This window comes from Shimia sediminis, assembly GCF_003990645.1.
GTDB classification, from domain to species: Bacteria; Pseudomonadota; Alphaproteobacteria; order Rhodobacterales; family Rhodobacteraceae; genus Shimia; species Shimia sediminis.
The window spans coordinates 382877-401202 of record NZ_RYZK01000004.1 but is presented as its reverse complement, the minus strand read 5'-3'; the positions used below and the strand labels follow the sequence as shown (position 1 = coordinate 401202).

Here is an 18326-nt window from a genome sequence, read left to right as displayed (position 1 = left end):
ACGTCCGTCTGGTGGCAATCGAATCATATTCATTTTTGAACTCGGCAACAACTTCTTTCATCTCGCTGAAGAAAGGGGAACCCCTAAGTCTGTTTCGTTATCTGAGGGGAGACTCAACACAAAGTGATTAAGCGTACGGTGCATCCCACTCGAAACAAAAGGGAAAAGTGGGTCTCAATCGGTACAGATAGCGTCACAGCACTTGAGTTTCGGCCAAACTTGACGAACGTTCGAAAACGATTTAGCGTCAAGTCAAGTTAACACACCGGTCGCCGAGCTTTTCACAGGCGCTGGCCGAACCGTCAGGGTTTTAGGAGGAGACTAAGATGACCCATCCCGCGAACAGCAGTGAGTTTGATACTGATGTAGCAATTGTAGGTGCTGGTCCCGTTGGTACTATGCTGGCCATTTTGTTGGGCCAGAAAGGCAAGAAGGTCACTCTGATCGAGCGATGGACCACGCATTACGGTCTTCCGCGTGCCGTCACTTATGACCACGAGATTGCCCGTATTCTTGCATCGCTAGGGATCGATTCAGAAACCGATCCAGCGATCAATTTTCACGATGAGCTTTACTACTGGCGCAACCGGGATGGTCAGAACCTGCAAATTGTTGACTGGAAAAGCCAATCGGCCAGCGGCTGGCGGGTGCGTTACTGGTTCAACCAGCCTCTTCTGGAAAAGCGTTTGCTGAAAATCGCTGGCGACATCCCGGAGGTAACAGTCTTGCGTGGTTGGGATGGTGTGGCGCTGGATCAAGACAGCGCTGGTGTTACCTTGTCGATCAAACAGAACCCGGAAGAATATGGGCCCGATGGTGACCGCAAAGTCATTCGCGCCAAATTCGTTGCTGGAACCGATGGGGCGAATAGTTTTGTGCGCGAAAGCCTTGGTATCGAAAACGAAGACAAGGGGTACTTCTTTGACTGGCTCATTCTGGATATGGTTCCAGGCTTTGATTACTGTGCGTCACGTCCGCAAGACCCGGCACAATGGCAACTGTGTGATCCCAAGCGCCCGACAACGATTGTTCCCGGCGGACCGGGTCCTATTGAAGGCGGTCCAGACCGCCGCCGTTGGGAGTTCATGGTCCTTCCAGGTGAATCCGTAGAAGACGTCCAAAAAGAAGAAAATGCCTGGAAGTTCCTAAAGCCTTGGGGGCTGACGCCCGAAAACTCTGAGCTGGAGCGTGCCGCTGTCTATCGGTTCCAGGCCCGGTGGGCGAAGAAGTGGCACAGTGGCCGCTGTATGATTGGTGGTGACGCGGCGCACCTGATGCCGCCCTTTGCCGGTGAGGGCATGTGTGCGGGCTTGCGGGACGCTGTAGCGATGGGGTGGCGGTTGAATGCGATCCTCGAGGGCAAGACAGGCGTCGAAGTTCTGGAGAGCTACTCGTCCGAACGCATTGAACACGCCAAACACTACATCAACTTCAGCCAGGAGTTGGGCAGTATCATCTGCATCAGCGACGAACAAGAAGCGACCAGTCGCGATGCCCACATGATTGCTGATCTGAAAGAGCGGGACGATCAGCCTGTTCCAACAGATATCTGCCACCTTGGCAAAGGCGCATGGTGCGATGAAAGCGCTCATGCCGGGGAGCTTTCTGTTCAGGGGGTTGTTGAGTTCAAGGGCGCCAAAGACCGTTTTGATCAGGCAGTCGGCCAGGGCTGGGCTCTGATTGGCTATGAAGCGGACCCTTTGGCTGCACTGACTGCGGCTCAGCGTGAGCAGCTCCAGAGCTTGGACGGCTTTGGCGTACAGGTTGGGGCTCCAGGCAGCCAGACCGAAGTGATTGACACAGAAGGCACTTACAAGGCTTGGCTGGAGGACATCGACGCCAAGTATGTCTTGGTACGTCCTGATTTCTATGTAGCCATAACGGCGAACACTGCAGAGAACCTGCAATCGCGGTTTGAAAAAGTTATGTCCGCCCTGCACCTTGATACGGCAGTCGCCGTCGCGGCCGAGTGAGGTTGGGCGCAATGGTCTCGGAATTCACTTACAACGCAAATCCAGCCCGGATCGTTTTCGGGCGGGGTGTCTCGGCGAATGTCGCGGCGGAAATCAGCGGGCTCGGCTGTAGTCGCGCACTGGTGTTGTCGACGCCATTTCAGGCGGCAGACGCTAAAAAGTTGGCCGGAGTTCTGGGTTCTCACGCTGTAGGTGTATTTTCAAATGCCGCGATGCACACACCAGTGGGCGTTACGCAAGAGGCAATGGTCGCGTATGAAACGTCCGGAGCCGATTGCGTGGTCTCTTTGGGCGGCGGTTCTACGATCGGGCTTGGCAAGGCAATTGCCTATCGCAATGACGCGCCACAGATTGTGATTGCCACCACCTACGCAGGATCAGAGGTGACACCGATCCTTGGGCAAACCGAGAACGGATTGAAAACAACAATTCGTAGCGCCAAGGTTTTGCCTGAAGTCGTGATCTATGACCCAGAGCTCACTGTTGGGCTTCCGGTTGGTATGAGCGTGACTTCGGGGCTAAACGCGATGGCGCACGCTGTCGAGGCTGTCTATGCCGAAAATCGCAATCCGGTGACGTCCCTGATGGCTATTGAGGGGGTTCGCGCGTTGCGAGAGTCCCTGCCGGCCATTGTTAAACGCCCCGACGATATCGAAGCCCGAAGCGAAGCTCTTTACGGGGCCTGGCTCTGTGGGGCTGTTCTTGGCACGGTCGGCATGGCCTTGCACCACAAGATCTGCCACACGCTGGGTGGAACTTTCGATCTGCCTCACGCGGATACCCACGCGATCATGCTGCCGCATTCCGCGGCGTACAACGCACCAGTTACAGCAAAGGAAATGGCGCCCTTGGCCGAATTGTTCGGCGGGTCCATTGGCGGTGGTTTGTGGGACTTTGCTAAGTCGTTGAATGCTCCGCTTGCGCTGCGCGACCTTCAAGTCAACGAGAGCGATCTGGACCGGGCGGCCGATATCGCGACCCAGAACCCTTACTGGAACCCGCGCCCGATCGAACACCAAGCAATAAGAGAGCTGCTGCAGCGGGCCTTTGAGGGCCGCAGGCCAGAATAGCAGCCAAACAGACACAACGTCAAAATGCATCAGGGAGGAAACCAACATGCTGACACGACGCACACTTCTGAAAACAGGCGCGGCCGCTGGGGTCACGGCCTTGGCCATGCCAGCCTTGGCCAAAAACGCCAAAATCAAGATTGGCTATGTGAGCCCTCAGTCCGGTCCGTTGAGCGCCTTTTCCGAGGCTGACAACTATGTCATTGAACAATTCGTCAAAACCAGCGCGGCCAGCGGGTTGAACGTGGAGGTGATTGTCAAAGACAGCCAGTCCAATCCCAACCGCGCCGCCGAAGTTGCACGCGAACTGATTGTCCGTGACGAGGTCAATCTGATCTGCGTTGCTTCCACTCCTGAAACGACAAACCCGGTTTGTACAATCGCGGAAGCCGAGGAAATTCCTGTGATTTCTTCCGTGGCCCCATGGCAACCTTGGTTCATCGGGCAGCAGGGTAATCCGGGTGACCCCTCCAGCTGGCAGGAATTCGACTACGTCTACCACTTCTTCTGGGGGTTGGAAGACAACGTGTCGGTGTTCCTTAACATGTGGAACAGCATCGAAAGCAACAAGGTGCTGGGTGCACTGTGGCCCAATGACGGGGACGGCAATGCCTGGGCCAGTGGTGTAGGGATGCCTCCGGCCGCGGAGGCGGCAGGGTATCAGCTGATCGATCCGGGTCGCTATCAGAATTTGACGGACGATTTCAGCGCCCAGATCAACGCTTACAAAAACGCGAACGCCGAAATCTTCACGGGCATTCCAATCCCGCCGGATTTTACCACTTTCTGGACCCAGGCCAAGCAGCAGGGCTACAACCCTAAGATGGCGTCAATCGCTAAGGCGCTGCTGTTCCCGGAAAGTGTGCAACAGTTGGGTGATCTCGGCAACAACCTGACTTGCGAGGTTTATTGGACCCCGTCTTTCCCATTCAAGTCGTCGCTCACAGGAGAGAGCTGTGGTGATCTGGCGGCCGGTTTTGAAGCCGCTGCAAAACGCCAATGGACGCAACCGGTGGGCTTCACTCATGCCTTGTTCGAAGTTGCCGCCAACGCAATTCAACGCACCGAAGATCCGACGGATGGAGATGCGTTGGCTGAGGCCGTAGGGTCGACCGATCTCAATACGGTGGTGGGGCATATTGGATGGGGCAAAGATAACCTGCCACCATTTGCCCAGAAGAATGTAGCCAAAACGCCCTTGGTCGGCGGTCAGTGGCGCCGCAAGGACAGCGGTGACTATGAACTGCTAATTGTTGAGAACAGCAACGCGCCCGAAATCCCGCTCGACGGTACGCTCGAAACCCTCAGCTAAATGAGCCGGTGCATCGGGTCAGCGTGACCCGATGCCAACCCCTTTTTGTTCGGAGTTATGAATGTCGATCCTGACGCTCAAATCAGTATCCAAGTCGTTCGGGGCCTTAAAGGTAACGGATAACGTGTCTCTGGATGTCGAGGCAGGAGAGGCCCTTGGTATTATCGGGCCAAACGGGGCAGGGAAGTCGACCCTGTTCAACCTGATTGCTGGTAATATCAAACCGGACGCCGGGCAAGTTCTTCTGGAGGGCGTCGACGTTACGCAGCGGTCTCCGATGGAGCGCGTTCATGCTGGTGTAGGACGGTCTTTTCAAATTCCGCAACCCTTCAATCACCTTAGTGTGTTTGAAAACTTGATGGTTGCTGCACAGTTCGGTGGAGAACATCGCGGACATGAAGCGGGAACTTTCTGCATGTCCATCTTGTCCGAAACGGGCTTGGCCTCCTGCGCACAGGACCTTGCTGGCGGTCTATCGTTGTTGCAGCGAAAACGCCTCGAGTTGGCGCGCGCCATGGCAACATCACCCAAGTTGATATTGCTGGATGAAATTGCCGGAGGACTCACCGACGGTGAATGTGTGGACCTGATCAAGACAATTAGGAACATCCACAGCCAGGGCACGTCGATTATCTGGATCGAGCATGTGTTGCATGCGCTCAACTCCGTCGTCGACCGCCTCATGGTGCTTAATTTCGGCAGGAAACTGATGGTGGGAAGGGTTGATGATGTCATGAACGCCCCCGCAGTGCGGGAAATCTATCTGGGGATTGAAGTATAATGGAGCCAATTTTATCCACTCACGGACTCACGGCCCATTACGGTGATTTCCAGGCCCTGTTTGGTGTCGATATCGACGTTCGACAGGGCGAAACAATTGCCATCATTGGTGCAAACGGTGCCGGAAAATCAACCCTCATGCGAGCGATTACCGGGCTTTTGCAAAATGCACCGGATGCGATCACTCTCAGAGGTGAGGGCATTGGTGCCCTCTCGGCCCCCGAAGTTCTGGAGCGGGGCATATCAATGGTCCCGGAAGGCCGCAGGCTCTTCCCTTCGTTGTCCGTTGAAGAAAACCTCTTGATCGGTGGGCATACAAGAACCGGAAACGGAGTCTGGAACTTGGAAACGGTTTATGAAATCGTCCCGATCCTAAAGGAACGCCGCGATCATCCCGGCACGGCATTGTCGGGCGGCCAGCAACAGATGGTCGCAATTGGCCGTGCGTTGATGTCAAATCCTGACGTTCTCTTGTGCGACGAGCTGAGCCTTGGACTGGCGCCTGTCGTGATCAAAGAAATCTATGCGTCCTTTCCAAAGATTAAAGAACGAGGAGCCTCGGTCGTGGTTGTTGAACAGGATATCGGTCAGGCAATGAAAATCGCCGACCGCGTTTACTGCATGATGGAAGGTCGGGTCACTTTGCAGGGTCGACCGGACGAGTTGTCTCGGGAAGACATTCACAACGCGTACTTCGGGGTAGCTTCATGATCTGGATCGACACTCTTGTCCAAGGTGTTTTGCTTGGCGGTCTATACGCGCTGTTTGCTGCAGGGCTGAGTTTGGTGTTCGGCGTGATGCGCTTGGTAAACTTGGCACATGGCGACCTAATTGTCTTGGCGGCCTTCGTTATTCTCTCTGTTGCAACTGCGCTAAACCTCAACCCGTTTGTTGCCGCGGTCATTGCAATTCCCGTTATGTTTGCGGTTGGCTGGGTGCTTCAGACCTATTTGTTGAATCGCGTTTTAGGGGACGATATTTTACCACCTCTTCTGGTGACCTTCGGCCTGTCCGTTGTCATTCAGAATGGGCTGTTAGAATTGTTTTCGGCGGATAGTCGGAAACTGACCGCGGGGTCCATCGAGGCTGAATCGGTGTCGCTCGGTGGGGTTACGGTTGGTGTTATGCCGCTGTTGACCTTTGTATCAGCCGTCTTGGTGATTTTTGCCCTCAACCAGATATTTTATAGAACCAAGCTCGGGCGGGCGTTCCGGGCTACGTCTGATGACCGCGAAGCTGTTGGCCTGATGGGAATTCGCCCCAACAATGTCTTCGCGATCGCTACAGGGATTGCGATGGTGGTTGCCACGATTGCAGCTTTGTATCTTGGCATTCGCGCAAACTTTGACCCAAGTATCGGACCTGCCCGTCTGCTCTATGCTTTTGAAGCCGTTATCATTGGTGGCCTCGGCTCACTTTGGGGAACGCTGGCAGGTGGCGTGATCATCGGTGTGTCGCAGGCCCTGGGTGCCGCCATCAATCCCGAATGGCAAATCTTGTCGGGTCATGTCGCTTTTGTCGTTGTCCTTCTTGTCCGCCCGCGCGGACTGTTCCCACGCTCTAAAGACTGAGGTTTTCGCTGTGTCCGATCCAAGGAAAATCACCCGCCTCATTCAACTCATGGGTCTTGCAGGTGTCGTACTTCTGTTTCTCGTACCTGTCATTGGTTCGCGGGCACTGGTACAGGATCTGTTTGGCGTGTTGACGCTTTTGATCCTTGCGCAGAACTGGAATTTGCTGGCTGGGTTTGCCGGGCTGGTGTCCGTTGGGCAACAAGCCTTTGTTGGCGTCGGCGCCTACGCAATGTTTGCTTGTGTCATCCTGCTCGGGATGGATCCGCTCGTCGGCATCGCCGTCGGAGGTGTGGCAGCCATGCTTTTGGCCATTCCGATGGCGTTCTTTTCATTTCGGCTGGCAGGTGCCTACTTCGCCATTGGGACGTGGGTCGTCGCAGAGATAACACGCCTTTGTTTTGCGCAATGGAAAGCTCTTGGCGGGGGAACCGGCACTTCGTTGCCCAAAGGCACAACCAAGACCATGTTCGGTGTGCCGGAGATAAAAAGCTGGCTGGGTGGTAGCTCGTCTGCGGCCTCTGATGCCTTGACCTATTGGCTTGCTCTGATCCTGGCGCTTGCAACGCTGATTGCGGCCTATCTTTTTCTGAAGTCGCGGATGGGTCTTGGGTTGCAGGCGTTACGCGACAACGAAGAGGCCGCTCGGTCAGTGGGAGTAAATCCGACCCGCCTGAAAGCCTGGGTGTTCATGCTGACAGCCTTTGGTACCGGCCTTTGCGGCGCACTTTTGTTCATCCAGATTACCCGGGTCACACCCGAGGCGGCCTTCTCGGTGCTGGATTGGACGGCCTTTGTCATTTTCATCACGGTGATTGGCGGGATCGGCACGTTGCCTGGACCTATAATCGGCGTGATCGTGTTCTACTTCCTGCAAAGGACGCTCGCAGACTACGGCACTGTGTATCTGATCGTTTTGGGCTGCCTCGGGATCGCTGTGATGCTGTTTGCAAGACGCGGGTTGTGGGGGTTGTTCACTGAGAAAACCGGGATTGAGCTTTTGTCACTACGACAGCTGCCTCCCACCGAAAACCAAGCGCGCTGACACACATACAAATAGAGGTATACCCATGTCCAATCTGGTTGATCTTTCAAAAATTGACTACTTCACCGAAGAGTCGTCCGTCGAGGCCGTGCTTGGGCGCAATGGCTCGAATGCCGATGACCGCTTGGTCCAGGTCTGGGGGGCTCTCGTCAAGCACCTACACGCCTTTGCCAAGGAAATTGAACTGCGCCAAGATGAATGGGACCTTGCGATTGATTTCCTGACCGCAACCGGACAAATCTGTGACGAGAACCGGCAGGAGTTTATCCTTCTGAGTGATGTCATGGGGTTCTCGATGCTGACGGATGCGATCAACAATCGCCGCCCCGAAGGCGCGACCGAGAACACGGTGTTTGGTCCGTTCCACGTCGAGAATGCTCCTGAATATGAGATGGGAGCGAATATTTCATTGGATGGGAAAGGCCAATCCTGCCTGTTCGAGGGCCGAGTACTGGATCTTGAAGGAAACCCGGTCGAGGGGGCTCGGGTTGACGTCTGGTGTGACAACGAAGACGGCTATTACGATGTGCAGCAGCCCGGTATCCAGCCAAAATGGAACAATCGGGGGGTCTTCACCACTGGCTCCGACGGCAAGTATTCTTTCAAAGGAAGCAAGCCGGTGTCCTATCCCATTCCTCATGATGGGCCGGTCGGCAAGCTGCTGATCAAACTGGACCGTCACCCGTATCGCCCCGCGCATATGCACTACATGGTCACGGCACCTGGATTTCAAAAAATCGTAACCCACACCTTTGTTGGCGAAGATGAATACCTCAAGTCTGACGCCGTGTTCGGTGTCAAAGCGTCGCTTGTTGCTCCGTTTGTTGAAAACACAGAAGGGGACACGATGTGGCGTTCGCCTTTCGACTTCGTAATGGTTCCAGAGAAAACGGGATCATAAGGAAATGACACAAAAGCCTTGTATCATTTGCGTGGCGATAACAGGATCGCTGCCGCAGAAGTCTGACAACCCGGCTGTGCCGATCACGGTGTCGGAGCAGATCGAAAGCACTCAGGAGGCTTTTGAAACGGGTGCGACCATCGCGCATTGTCATGTCCGGAATGACGATGGCAGCCCAACGTCGGATCCTGAAAGGTTCGGTCGATTGTTGGAGGGGTTGAACCAGCACTGTCCTGGTATGATTGTTCAGTTTTCAACCGGTGGCCGCTCCGGTGCTGGGCATGAACGGGGGGGCAGCTTGACGCTTCGGCCGGACATGGCGTCTTTGTCGGTTGGGTCAACCAACTTTCCAACACGCACCTACGACAACCCTCCAGATCTTGTCGATTGGCTGGCTGCCCAGATGACGGAACACGCTGTGATGGCGGAAATTGAGGCCTTTGACCTCAGCCACATTCACCAGGCTGTTGGGATGAGCAAGGCCGGAAAATTGCCCGGGAAACTGTATGTCCAATTCGTCATGGGGGTGCGGAACTCAATGCCTGCCGACAGGAATGTGTTTGACTATTATGTGAGCACCATGGAGCGGCTGGCGCCCGAGGCAGAATGGTGTGCGGCAGGGATCGGGCGTCACCAACTAGAACTGAATGAATGGTCCGTCGCAGCTGGTGGGCACGCGCGAACAGGACTTGAGGACAATGTCCGGCTTGACCGTGAAACCCTTGCGCCTTCAAACGCTGCGCTGGTTGCCCGTACGGTGGAGATATGCCACCGCCATGAGCGCTCGGTGGCGACTTGGGCAGAGGCGCGGTCGCTTCTTGGTCTCAAGCAGGTGGTTGGTTGATCCGTTGGGTGGCCGGCGCGTGCGTTGGCCACCAACTTCTCAGATGTCCGAAGCCGACCTTTGTCCATAAGATTGAGCTGGATCTGGAAGAATAGGCAACACGTACTGGTCCGCCTCACGACGACAAACAGATACCCAATCATGTATGTTTGAGGCGGTGTATTGTATTATTGTTGTATGGAAATTCTGCTAATGATCGTTCCCACCATAGCGGTTGGCTCATCACGCCGAAATTATTTCGGCAAACTTAAAACGCTCTCAAACGCGCGCTTTTTGCCAGGAAGAACCAAGCCAACTTAGAAAGGGAGAGATCTTAATGTTCAGCAAATCCAATTGGGTAGCCTCAATCGTATTGGCAGCCATGTCGTTCGGGACGGCGGCAAGTTCACAAAGCCTTGGTATCGGTGCCAGTAAGCAAGGCTCGCAGAACTATGCGGCCAATGCCGGCTTCGCAAAGCTTCTGGTTGACGAGCTGGGGTATGACGTTCGTGTCCAGTCTTTTGGTGGCTCCGGACAAACAATGCCTCTTGTCGACAACGCTCGCCTGGACTTGTTGCTTGCGCCTAGCCCAGACTTTTCAGCTGCTGCCGGTGGAACCGGTGCGTTCGAAGGACGACAGCTTGGCAACTTGCGAATCGTCGCCGCGATGGGTGGTTCTGCCTATGGATTCATGGTCAACAAGGCCAGCGACATGACGATGGTGTCGGACTCCAAGGGTAAGACAATCACCTACGGATACACCGCGCAGCCTACGCTCCGACCACAAGTCGATGCGATTCTTGCCGGTGGTGGTTTGAGCATCGATGAGATGAAGCTGGACAACGTACCTTCGGTCCCCAACGGCGTCGATGACCTGATTTCAGGCACGGCAGAGGTCGCCTTCTTCGCTCTGGCAGGCGGTAAGACCCGTGAGGCAGACGCAGCTATTGGCGTTCGCTGGCTTGGCCTGGAAGATACCCCAGAAGCGCTTGCGGGGGTGCGAACCTTCGTGCCAACCGCTTACATCGATACAGTTCCTGCCGGGTCTGCCCCTGGTGTCGAGGTCGATACGAACATGATGTTCTATGATTACGTTCTTTTGGCTGGCGCTCATGTGTCGGACGACACGATCGCTCCGATTGTCGAATACATCCATCAGAACCCGGAAAAAGTTCGCGCCATCTTTAAGACTTTTGCCCGTTTCGATCCCGCAAAAATGGCGCCCGACATGGGGGACCTCGTCTATCATCCGGCTGCGGCGGCTTACTATCAGCAGAACGGTGTTTCGCAGTAGACTTTGCTGAATAGAGAAGAGTGATGAGCGCGACATCAAACACCACCTCACGTGTGGAACTGGTAAACCAAGTTCTGAGAGGGCTCATTGTAGCCCTCTCAGCCATTTATGCGGCCGATCTACATCGTTATGTCGGCGTGCCTGTCTATGATGCGCAGCTCCTGGTCGCGTCCTTCGCTCTTGCCGTTGCTTCAGGGTTTCTGAGTTTTGCGGAAACGACGAAAAACTCTTTTGTGCGGGGCATCACCGCTTTATTTGCAGCGATTGTGCTTGTGACAGGTGCCTTTGTTGCAGTGAGCTTTGTTCAACTATCCATGGATGCTCCGTTTACCCCGCCATCTCTGGTTGCGATCTGCTTTGTCCTGCTTGGTGGATTGTTGCTGCTTCTGCGTCGCGCGGCGGGAACAGGAATTCTTATCGTAGCGCTGGTTTTTATAGCCTACGGGCTCTGGGGGCATCTGCTCCCCGGTGACCTCCAGAGCCGGCAAACCTATTGGGACGAATTGGTGATTTACTTAAGCCTGGATGCCAACGGCATACTGGGCACGGCTTTGAAGGTCGCTGTGGTCATCGTGGTTCCCTACTTGCTCTTTGGCCAGTTTCTCACCAGTTGCGGTGCGGCGGAGTTTTTCAATGACCTTGCGCTGTCGGGGATGGGACGTTTCCGGGGTGGCCCTGCCAAGGTTGCCGTTGCCGCCTCTGCGCTGTTTGGATCAATCTCTGGGTCAGCGGTTGGAAATGTGGTGGGAACCGGCGTTGTCACGATCCCTATGATGAAGAATGCCGGCTTCCAAAGCAGATATGCAGGTGCGGTTGAAGCGGTTGCTTCCACCGGAGGCCAATTGGTTCCACCGGTTATGGGGGCCGCGGCGTTTATAATGGCCGATTTCATCGGCGTGGATTACTCGACTGTAATGCTTGCAGCATTGCCATCTGCATTGCTGTACTACTGCGCTATTTTCATTAATGTTGATCTGACCGCGGCCAAGCGTGGAGTTGCGCAAGTTGATGAAGCGGACATCCCCAGCGGCCGCGAAGCTTTAAAGCAGGGATGGCACTTTATCCTGCCTTTTGCGGTTCTGATTTACACACTGTTTGCGATGCACATGCGCCCGGAACGGTCCGCGATCCTGTCTATTCTGGTTCTTCTGGCTGGCAGCCTTGTGTTTGGCTACAAGGGCAAGCGCATCACCTTTACGCAGATCTGTAGGGCCATCGCGTCGACTGGTCGGTCTGCAATCGGGTTGATAATCGTCTGTGCCGCAGCCGGTTTGATTATCGGCATTTTGAACATTTCTGGTCTCGCTTTTAACCTGACTTTGCACATTGTGACCGCGAGCGGAGGCAGCTTGCTGCTGCTTGCCATTATCACCGCATTAATCTCAATTGTGCTTGGCATGGGTATGCCAACGGTGGGTGTGTACATTCTGCTGGCAACGCTGGTCGCTCCCGCGTTGATCGAATTCGGCGTTCCAGTGATTTCGGCGCATCTTTTTGTGTTCTACTTTGGTCTGATGTCCATGATCACTCCACCTGTTGCTCTGGCATCTTTTGCAGCAGCAAACATTGCACACTCTTCCGCCTGGGAGACGAGCAAAGAGGCAATGAAATTGGCTTGGCCAGCTTATCTCGTGCCTTTCCTTTTCCTGTATGCACCAGGTTTGATCCTGGAAGGAGACCTGATGCTGGCGCTCTGGTCGGTTGCAACGGCGCTGGTCGGAATCTACATGGTCACCGCCAGCTTTGTCGGGTATTTTCTTTGCCCGAGAGGGATGGCAGCCCGGGGAATCCTGGTGGTAGGCGGGATACTGTGCCTTTTACCTGCCGATTTGCATGCTTCAGGGATCTGGACCGACATCGGTGGCTTATGCGTGCTCGGAGCATTCCTGATGATTGCCAGAGGTCGGTTCAGAACCGCCTAATTGCGTCAAGTTTGTCAGAGACTCCCGAGCTTGCGATGCTGGCCGGAACAGTGGACTGCAACACCGATTTCGGTGAAAGATTTGGACTGAGGGGCATGCGGGCGATCACGCTTTGATGGCAGCCGCTGTGGGGGAAGAGGGCACTAGAATAGGTGTCCATCCACTCTTTCCACTTCTTGGCGGGTAAGGCCGTCGAAGGATTTGTTTTTTCGCAGTTGAGGTGTCAATTATGATTGTCTGTCAATTGATGGTACGCCTGCTGACCGGACAGAAGAGGGGGCAGACCTAAAGGGTGCCGACTATGCGGAAGAGCGTATCCTGATGTTGTTGAAAGATCAGGTGATCATCAGCAAGATAGAGATACGATTGTCGTGTTGGGGCGGGACAGCATGTCTTTTTGCCGTCGCCGCCGATTCTTTCGCAATGGGAACCAAAACTCAACGGAACATAACCCCACACAGGCACAGGCATCAGGGTGTAATCTCGAAAATATCCGACAATTTTGAAAGTGAGTTTGGAAAGCTGGCGCTTGCGGCGAGCTTTTCAAGAGCGTTTTGTTTCCCGGTTGTGCCTACGGGTGGCATCGCGTCACGTCAGGCGAGAAGTGACGGTAATCACGCCGGTTCTTTGGTCAGCGCTTCAATCCAGCCGTCAATCCATTCCAGCGCTGCGTCTTCCGGGTAAACACCGGACTTCGCGTCATGTTCCATGCGATCCACCAGACGCTTCGCGCCCAGTTCTGCAAAGATTGCATCAAAGGCCTTGCCTCCGCCGCAAAAGGTTTGCGGATAGTCCATGCTGCCCAATGCGATAACGCCGTAACGCACGGATGACAAATCAGGTCGATCCTTTGTAAGGAGTTCATAAAACGCTTTGCCATTGTCGGGCACTTCGCCTGTTCCGTAAGTCGAGCTGCAGATCACATAGGTATCGCGTGCATCCAACATCTTTTGCGATGCCTTTTCCATGCGAACGACACGAGCCTGGTGGCCGGCCTCTAAAAGCTTGTCGGCAACTTCGTCAGCGACCATTTCAGCCACGCCGCTCATCGACGCAACAAGAACAACAATTTGTTGATTGCTCATTTTTTCCCTTTCGCAAACCCCGTTACTCGGGTTTTGCACTGTCAGAACCGGCCGAACCGGGACGTTTTTCATTGAAGGCTGCTGAGAGGCCCAAGGTAACTTCCTGGGCGGCGGCCTGGACATAAATCGATAGCCGTTCGACCATCTGTGAATTCACTTCATGTTCGTTCAGAACAAGCGTTATGCTGCCAATTACCGATTTGTTGGCTGCGAATATTGGCGCCGCGATTCCGACTTTTCCCAGGTCCAATTGGCCATAGGCAACAACAAGAGAGTCGTTGCGGATCTGTTTCATATTGCGCCGGAACTCTTCCCAAGAGGCCCCAAGACCTGCGGCTTCGATTTCTGCCTCATGATCGGCAAAAATCACCTTGAGGTTGCGCGTGGGAATGTATGCAAGGACCACACGAGAGGCGGCTCCAAGAAACAGGCCCAATGGTCGCCCCCGTTCGTAGGAGAGCACCTTTTCCGGATCAACAAAACCTTCACTATGAACGCACATGACCTGGTGGCGAAATTTTCGACACAACAAGGTTGAACCGCTGTCATCGGTCAGGTCGACCAACCGTCGCATGACCGGTGTCGCAGTTTTCACCAATTGATCTTGGCGCCTGATCATTCTGTCGAACTCGATAATCGCTGGCCCAAGAGTGTAAACTCCTGGGTTCAGAGCTTCGACCAAACCAAACGCGCTGAGGCTGTTGAAATAGCGGTACGTTGAGCTGCTAGACAGTGAAAGGCGTTTCGTTGCTTCTTCAACTGTCCACTCAGGTTCCTCAATGGTGAAAAGCTTCATGACGGACAAGAGTTTATCTGCAGTTGTCATCAAGCTTTTCTCCAGTAATTCGTTGGCCAATATTAGTTAAATGCAGCACGACCTACCAGTCGTCGTCATCATCTGTTTCAGACGTCAGCTCATCTACAATTTCCTGCCACCTATTGCCCGTTGTATCTACAGGCGGATGAATCTCTCCACAATTGCTACAGGTGCGCATTTCTGCGTCACTGTTGAAGGCTTCAGTCGACCGCAAGTAGGCCTGTTGAGGGAGTTCCTCAGCGGTGTCCCACGTGACCCGAGCCACCTCAGACGAGCATTTTTCGCAGTACCAAGCAACAGCCTCAAGGCCGGCGTGTTCAGCCTTGTAGCGGTACTGAATGGTCTCTTCCGAAGGCACCACACGGTGTGGCGTGCGTGCGGGTACATAGATCATTTCGCCCGGTGTGCCATTGATGTAGTTCACGCTGCTATCACGGAACTCAACTTTGGCGGCGCCGGACATCAACACGATCATCGTATCCTTTTCACAGATCAGGTGAAAAGGCTGAATGCGATCGCTGCGGCTGATGTTGGCTTGAGGGTCCACACCCTCCGAGATTGCTGGGTACTCGTCAAAGCAGCCGATCTGCTGAGCGAGTTGGTAAGTCTGGTGAAATCGCCTACGTGGCATCTTTCTATCTCCTCGCTAAATCAAGCGGACGTAGCTTCGATGAGCAAATCACGGCAATGCTCACTTGCTTCGTAGTTGGTGTGGTAGTTAGTCCAGCCCCAAACGTTCATCGGGAACAGGTCATGTTCATGACCGCATTCCGAGCACTTCCGGATCTCGGGGTTTTCGTTGTATTCTTGGCCGAATTCGTAGCTTTTCAGAAGCGTTTCCAACGGAGCATAATAGCCAGGAACAGGGCCGCGGATTTCGTTGTAGTTCACAACATCAAATTCGTGGTCCAGCATTACATTCTGACACTTGTGACAATGGAATGTCAGGCCTTCATGCTGCCGCACGCCCTCTGCGGATTGTCGCTGCACGATAATCATGAGCAACACATTTTCCGGGTCTCTTTCGTTTTCGAAGAACGATCCCACGTGGTGGCTGCGTGGACCAACCATGAGTGTGCCCGTTCTAACCGCCGATCCTTTGGACGCCAGGCAAAGAAAAGTTTCATCAACAGAGTTGGTGTGGTGAAAGTGACCCATGCCCGCCTCTCCCAAGTCGCCCTGGAACAGAGCAATGCCGGGAACAAGACATTCGTCTGTCACGTAAGGAAACGGTGTGGTGAGTGTCGTGTTGGCCGTCCGTGCTGCATGGAATGCATTTGCCGCCAAAGGTGGGCGGTCTGGATCGGGTGGCGCAATTGTCAGCTGGGTGCTGTCTGTGCTCATTGGCTAACGTCCCATTTCGAGTTTCAAATAATGTCCGATTAAGCCCGGTCGGGCCCAATGATTGAACCGAGCTTCCAGCCTGCATCAACGTTACCGTCGATGGTCATCCGGCCAGCCATAAATGCTTCGGTTGGGTCCTTGCTGCCGTCAGAGATCTTGCAGAAGTCACCGAACTTGATGTTCACGACTGTTTCAGCGTCATTGTCTTCGTTGGAAACAACATGAGGAACATTCTTGGCGTCGATATAGATAACACCTTCGTCACCGAAGTTGAACTTGACGGTGTGGCCAAAGCCGCTGTCTTCGCCAACACGTTTGCGCATTTCCTGTGTCATTTCGTCTAGCGTCGGTTTTGTCATCTGGTCTTTCCTCCCATAGAGCGATGTTGTGAGTTTGAGGCGATCTGTGAGACCGTCTTGTTGAAGCAAAAATCGCATATATTGGGAAAAGAGTCAATTGCTGCGGTGAAATTTGTTGTTAAAAGCGAAAAATGATGACATATGATGCTGAAAGATACGTTCCGTAAGCGTGTTGGCTCCTTGGTGCCTGCCTGCGCTGGGCGGAGTTTCTAACTACTGCAAGGGGTCGTTGTGTCCCGGCTGATGAACGAAGGGGTGGAGTTTTGCCACAGAAACGAAAAATCGTGATTGTTGGAGGTGGACAAGCAGGAGGCCGCGCGGCTTTGGCCGCGCGTGTAGCAGATGAATCTGCCGAAATCTCTCTGATCTCCAATGAGTTTTGCGCACCCTATGAGCGCCCAATTCTCTCCAAAGCGATGTTGCTGGATGGGGAGACCAAGCTTCCCTGTGTTCTTGACGAAGTCACGGCCGAATCTCAGGACATCAACCTGCACCTCGGCCTAACAGCGACCGGTATCGACCCGGCCGCCCAAATAGTTCTGTTCGGCGATGGCACCAGCATGACCTATGACAGGTTGATTCTTGCAACGGGCAGCCGACTAAGGCGTATTTCGTTGGAAGGTGCGGATGAGGGCAATGTTCACTATCTGCGCAGCATGGACGACTGCACCAAATTGCGCGGCCAGCTGACCAAGGGCAAAAAACTCGCCGTCATTGGTGGAGGGTTCATTGGCCTTGAGGTCGCGGCAACCGCGCAAAAGCTCGGGTGCCACGTGACGATCATTGAGGCGGGTGAAACTTTGTTGCCCAGGATCGGGTCACCAACGGTCAGCGCGTTTGTACAAAACTATCACACCGAAAATGGGGTCCATTTTCTGTTTGGTGTACAAGCCAAGGCAATGGTCGGCGGCAATCTGCAATTGTCTGACGGGACGTCGCTGCCGATCGACATGATTCTGGCGGGAATTGGGGTTGATCCCGAAACTACATTGGCAGAGTCAGCTGGGTTGGAGGTCGAGAATGGCATCAAAACAGATAGCTATGGGCGGACGTCCGATCCAAATATTTTTGCCATTGGTGACGTGGTGAACCAGATGAACCCTGCCTACAATCGTCACATGCGTTTGGAATCTTGGGAAAATGCCAATATCCAGGGCGATGCCGTCGGCAAGTCAGCGGCTGGGGAAATGACCGAAGTTTCAACAATTCCTTGGTTCTGGTCGGATCAGGGTGATTTGAATATTCAGATCCTTGGTCTCTTAGACCCGGAGCAAGCCTGCGTTGAACGCGCGGGCGAGGAAGGTGGACTTACCCTCGTTCAGCTAACCGAAAACAAAATTCGAGGGGCTGTTACGATAAACCAGGCGCGTGATATGCCACTGCTGCGTAGAATGATAGCGGATCCGAGTTTTCACGGTGACGAAGCCAGTTTCAGTGATGAGGCGGTTCCTCTTCGAAAGATTATGAAATCAGCACGCCGTTAAATGCGCTTTGCGTCTTGCAAAGTGGTCGTGCCTGCGGCTGACGCTGTAAATTGCGGAGCTGTTCCATGAGAGCCGTTCGGCGCTTCTGACCACCGCGGCCTGCATCGCAGCTACACGCGTGTATGGCTGAATAGGCAAGGCTCCGGTTGCCTCTCGCGTTCCGCTCTCGACTCCCGTATTGTGGCCGTTTACCGGCCTTGAGAAACGAGATGCCAATTTCACGGTTGGTGGAGATTTCTTTTCTGCATCTACAGCAGACCACATCACCTTTGCTTCGATACATATTGCGGTGACGGGTGAGATTGCAGCCCTGATCTCAAGGGACCCAATGATGAATGGCGCGGCCCAATCTGTGACGCTTAATCCTGGTGCCAAATGGCTCAAAGCGGGCTCTTACAATAAAGAGCAAAAAGATTGTTCGACTGTAAGCGCGACAATCTCCTTGATTCGTTGGAATTCTGGCTTGGGTATGTATGCGTCCGTTGTCAGCGACAAAGTTGATGAATTCATCTCGATCGAAGCCAAGAAGGCGAGCTGATCCACGCG

Annotated in this window: 18 protein-coding genes; 13 read left to right on the top strand and 5 right to left on the bottom strand. The window is 54.1% G+C overall.

Annotated features, from left to right (window positions below):
• The first annotated feature begins 326 nt into the window (after window positions 1-326).
• The 11 genes from mhpA to EK369_RS11930 all read left to right on the top strand — a co-directional run bounded on the left by mhpA (window position 327) and on the right by EK369_RS11930 (window position 12691).
• Window positions 327-1973 carry a bifunctional 3-(3-hydroxy-phenyl)propionate/3-hydroxycinnamic acid hydroxylase MhpA gene (gene mhpA / locus EK369_RS11980; RefSeq protein ID WP_127114468.1) on the top strand — a complete coding sequence of 549 codons (1647 nt, stop codon included), beginning with the start codon at window positions 327-329 and terminating at the stop codon, window positions 1971-1973.
• A gap of 11 nt (window positions 1974-1984) precedes the next feature.
• Window positions 1985-3043 carry a maleylacetate reductase gene (locus tag EK369_RS11975; RefSeq protein ID WP_127114467.1) on the top strand — a complete coding sequence of 353 codons (1059 nt, stop codon included), beginning with the start codon at window positions 1985-1987 and terminating at the stop codon, window positions 3041-3043.
• Between the two features lie 46 nt (window positions 3044-3089).
• The gene (locus EK369_RS11970; protein WP_127114466.1) at window positions 3090-4355 is read left to right on the top strand and encodes an ABC transporter substrate-binding protein; all 1266 of its coding nucleotides are present in this window, start codon (window positions 3090-3092) and stop codon (window positions 4353-4355) included.
• 61 nt (window positions 4356-4416) lie between these two features.
• Window positions 4417-5136 (top strand): ABC transporter ATP-binding protein, encoded by a 720-nt coding sequence (locus EK369_RS11965; RefSeq protein WP_127114465.1) that lies wholly within the window; start codon window positions 4417-4419, stop codon window positions 5134-5136.
• Window positions 5136-5846, top strand: coding sequence for an ABC transporter ATP-binding protein (locus EK369_RS11960; RefSeq protein ID WP_127114464.1), 711 nt, complete (start codon window positions 5136-5138; stop codon window positions 5844-5846). Before EK369_RS11965 ends, EK369_RS11960 begins: the two co-directional genes overlap by 1 nt.
• Window positions 5843-6706: a branched-chain amino acid ABC transporter permease gene (locus EK369_RS11955; RefSeq protein WP_127114463.1), complete on the top strand. Its 864-nt coding sequence runs from the start codon at window positions 5843-5845 to the stop codon at window positions 6704-6706. Before EK369_RS11960 ends, EK369_RS11955 begins: the two co-directional genes overlap by 4 nt.
• 49 nt (window positions 6707-6755) lie before the next feature.
• Entirely contained in the window at window positions 6756-7751 is a 996-nt protein-coding gene (locus EK369_RS11950) for a branched-chain amino acid ABC transporter permease (RefSeq protein WP_206198081.1), read from the top strand.
• Window positions 7752-7776: 25 nt separating this feature from the next.
• Complete coding sequence (locus EK369_RS11945) at window positions 7777-8652, top strand: dioxygenase family protein (RefSeq protein WP_127114461.1); 876 nt, start codon at window positions 7777-7779, stop codon at window positions 8650-8652.
• A 4-nt stretch (window positions 8653-8656) separates the two neighbouring features.
• Complete coding sequence (locus EK369_RS11940; protein WP_127114460.1) at window positions 8657-9496, top strand: 3-oxoadipate:acetyl-CoA acetyltransferase; 840 nt, start codon at window positions 8657-8659, stop codon at window positions 9494-9496.
• Window positions 9497-9710: 214 nt separating this feature from the next.
• Window positions 9711-10769: a TAXI family TRAP transporter solute-binding subunit gene (locus EK369_RS11935; protein ID WP_127114459.1), complete on the top strand. Its 1059-nt coding sequence runs from the start codon at window positions 9711-9713 to the stop codon at window positions 10767-10769.
• Window positions 10770-10792: 23 nt separating this feature from the next.
• The gene (locus tag EK369_RS11930; protein ID WP_127114458.1) at window positions 10793-12691 is read left to right on the top strand and encodes a TRAP transporter permease; all 1899 of its coding nucleotides are present in this window, start codon (window positions 10793-10795) and stop codon (window positions 12689-12691) included.
• A gap of 614 nt (window positions 12692-13305) precedes the next feature.
• Here EK369_RS11930 and EK369_RS11925 read toward each other — a convergent pair.
• From EK369_RS11925 to EK369_RS11905, 5 genes are read right to left on the bottom strand one after another with little or no spacing between them, the layout of a single operon-like run.
• A complete protein-coding gene (locus tag EK369_RS11925; protein ID WP_164726973.1) occupies window positions 13306-13776 on the bottom strand; it encodes a flavodoxin domain-containing protein in 471 nt (156 codons plus the stop codon).
• A 22-nt stretch (window positions 13777-13798) separates the two neighbouring features.
• Window positions 13799-14602, bottom strand: coding sequence for an IclR family transcriptional regulator (locus EK369_RS11920; RefSeq protein WP_127114456.1), 804 nt, complete (start codon window positions 14600-14602; stop codon window positions 13799-13801).
• A gap of 52 nt (window positions 14603-14654) precedes the next feature.
• The gene (locus EK369_RS11915; RefSeq protein WP_127114455.1) at window positions 14655-15224 is read right to left on the bottom strand and encodes a cupin domain-containing protein; all 570 of its coding nucleotides are present in this window, start codon (window positions 15222-15224) and stop codon (window positions 14655-14657) included.
• Window positions 15225-15244: 20 nt separating this feature from the next.
• Complete coding sequence (locus EK369_RS11910; RefSeq protein WP_127114454.1) at window positions 15245-15937, bottom strand: cupin domain-containing protein; 693 nt, start codon at window positions 15935-15937, stop codon at window positions 15245-15247.
• A 38-nt stretch (window positions 15938-15975) separates the two neighbouring features.
• The gene (locus tag EK369_RS11905) at window positions 15976-16296 is read right to left on the bottom strand and encodes an SCP2 sterol-binding domain-containing protein (RefSeq protein WP_164726972.1); all 321 of its coding nucleotides are present in this window, start codon (window positions 16294-16296) and stop codon (window positions 15976-15978) included.
• Between the two features lie 263 nt (window positions 16297-16559).
• Between EK369_RS11905 and EK369_RS11900 the strand changes: the two genes are divergently transcribed.
• Window positions 16560-17780 (top strand): NAD(P)/FAD-dependent oxidoreductase, encoded by a 1221-nt coding sequence (locus EK369_RS11900; protein ID WP_127114452.1) that lies wholly within the window; start codon window positions 16560-16562, stop codon window positions 17778-17780.
• Window positions 17781-17958: 178 nt separating this feature from the next.
• Window positions 17959-18318 carry a YceI family protein gene (locus tag EK369_RS11895; protein WP_127114451.1) on the top strand — a complete coding sequence of 120 codons (360 nt, stop codon included), beginning with the start codon at window positions 17959-17961 and terminating at the stop codon, window positions 18316-18318.
• The last annotated feature ends 8 nt before the right edge of the window (window positions 18319-18326 follow it).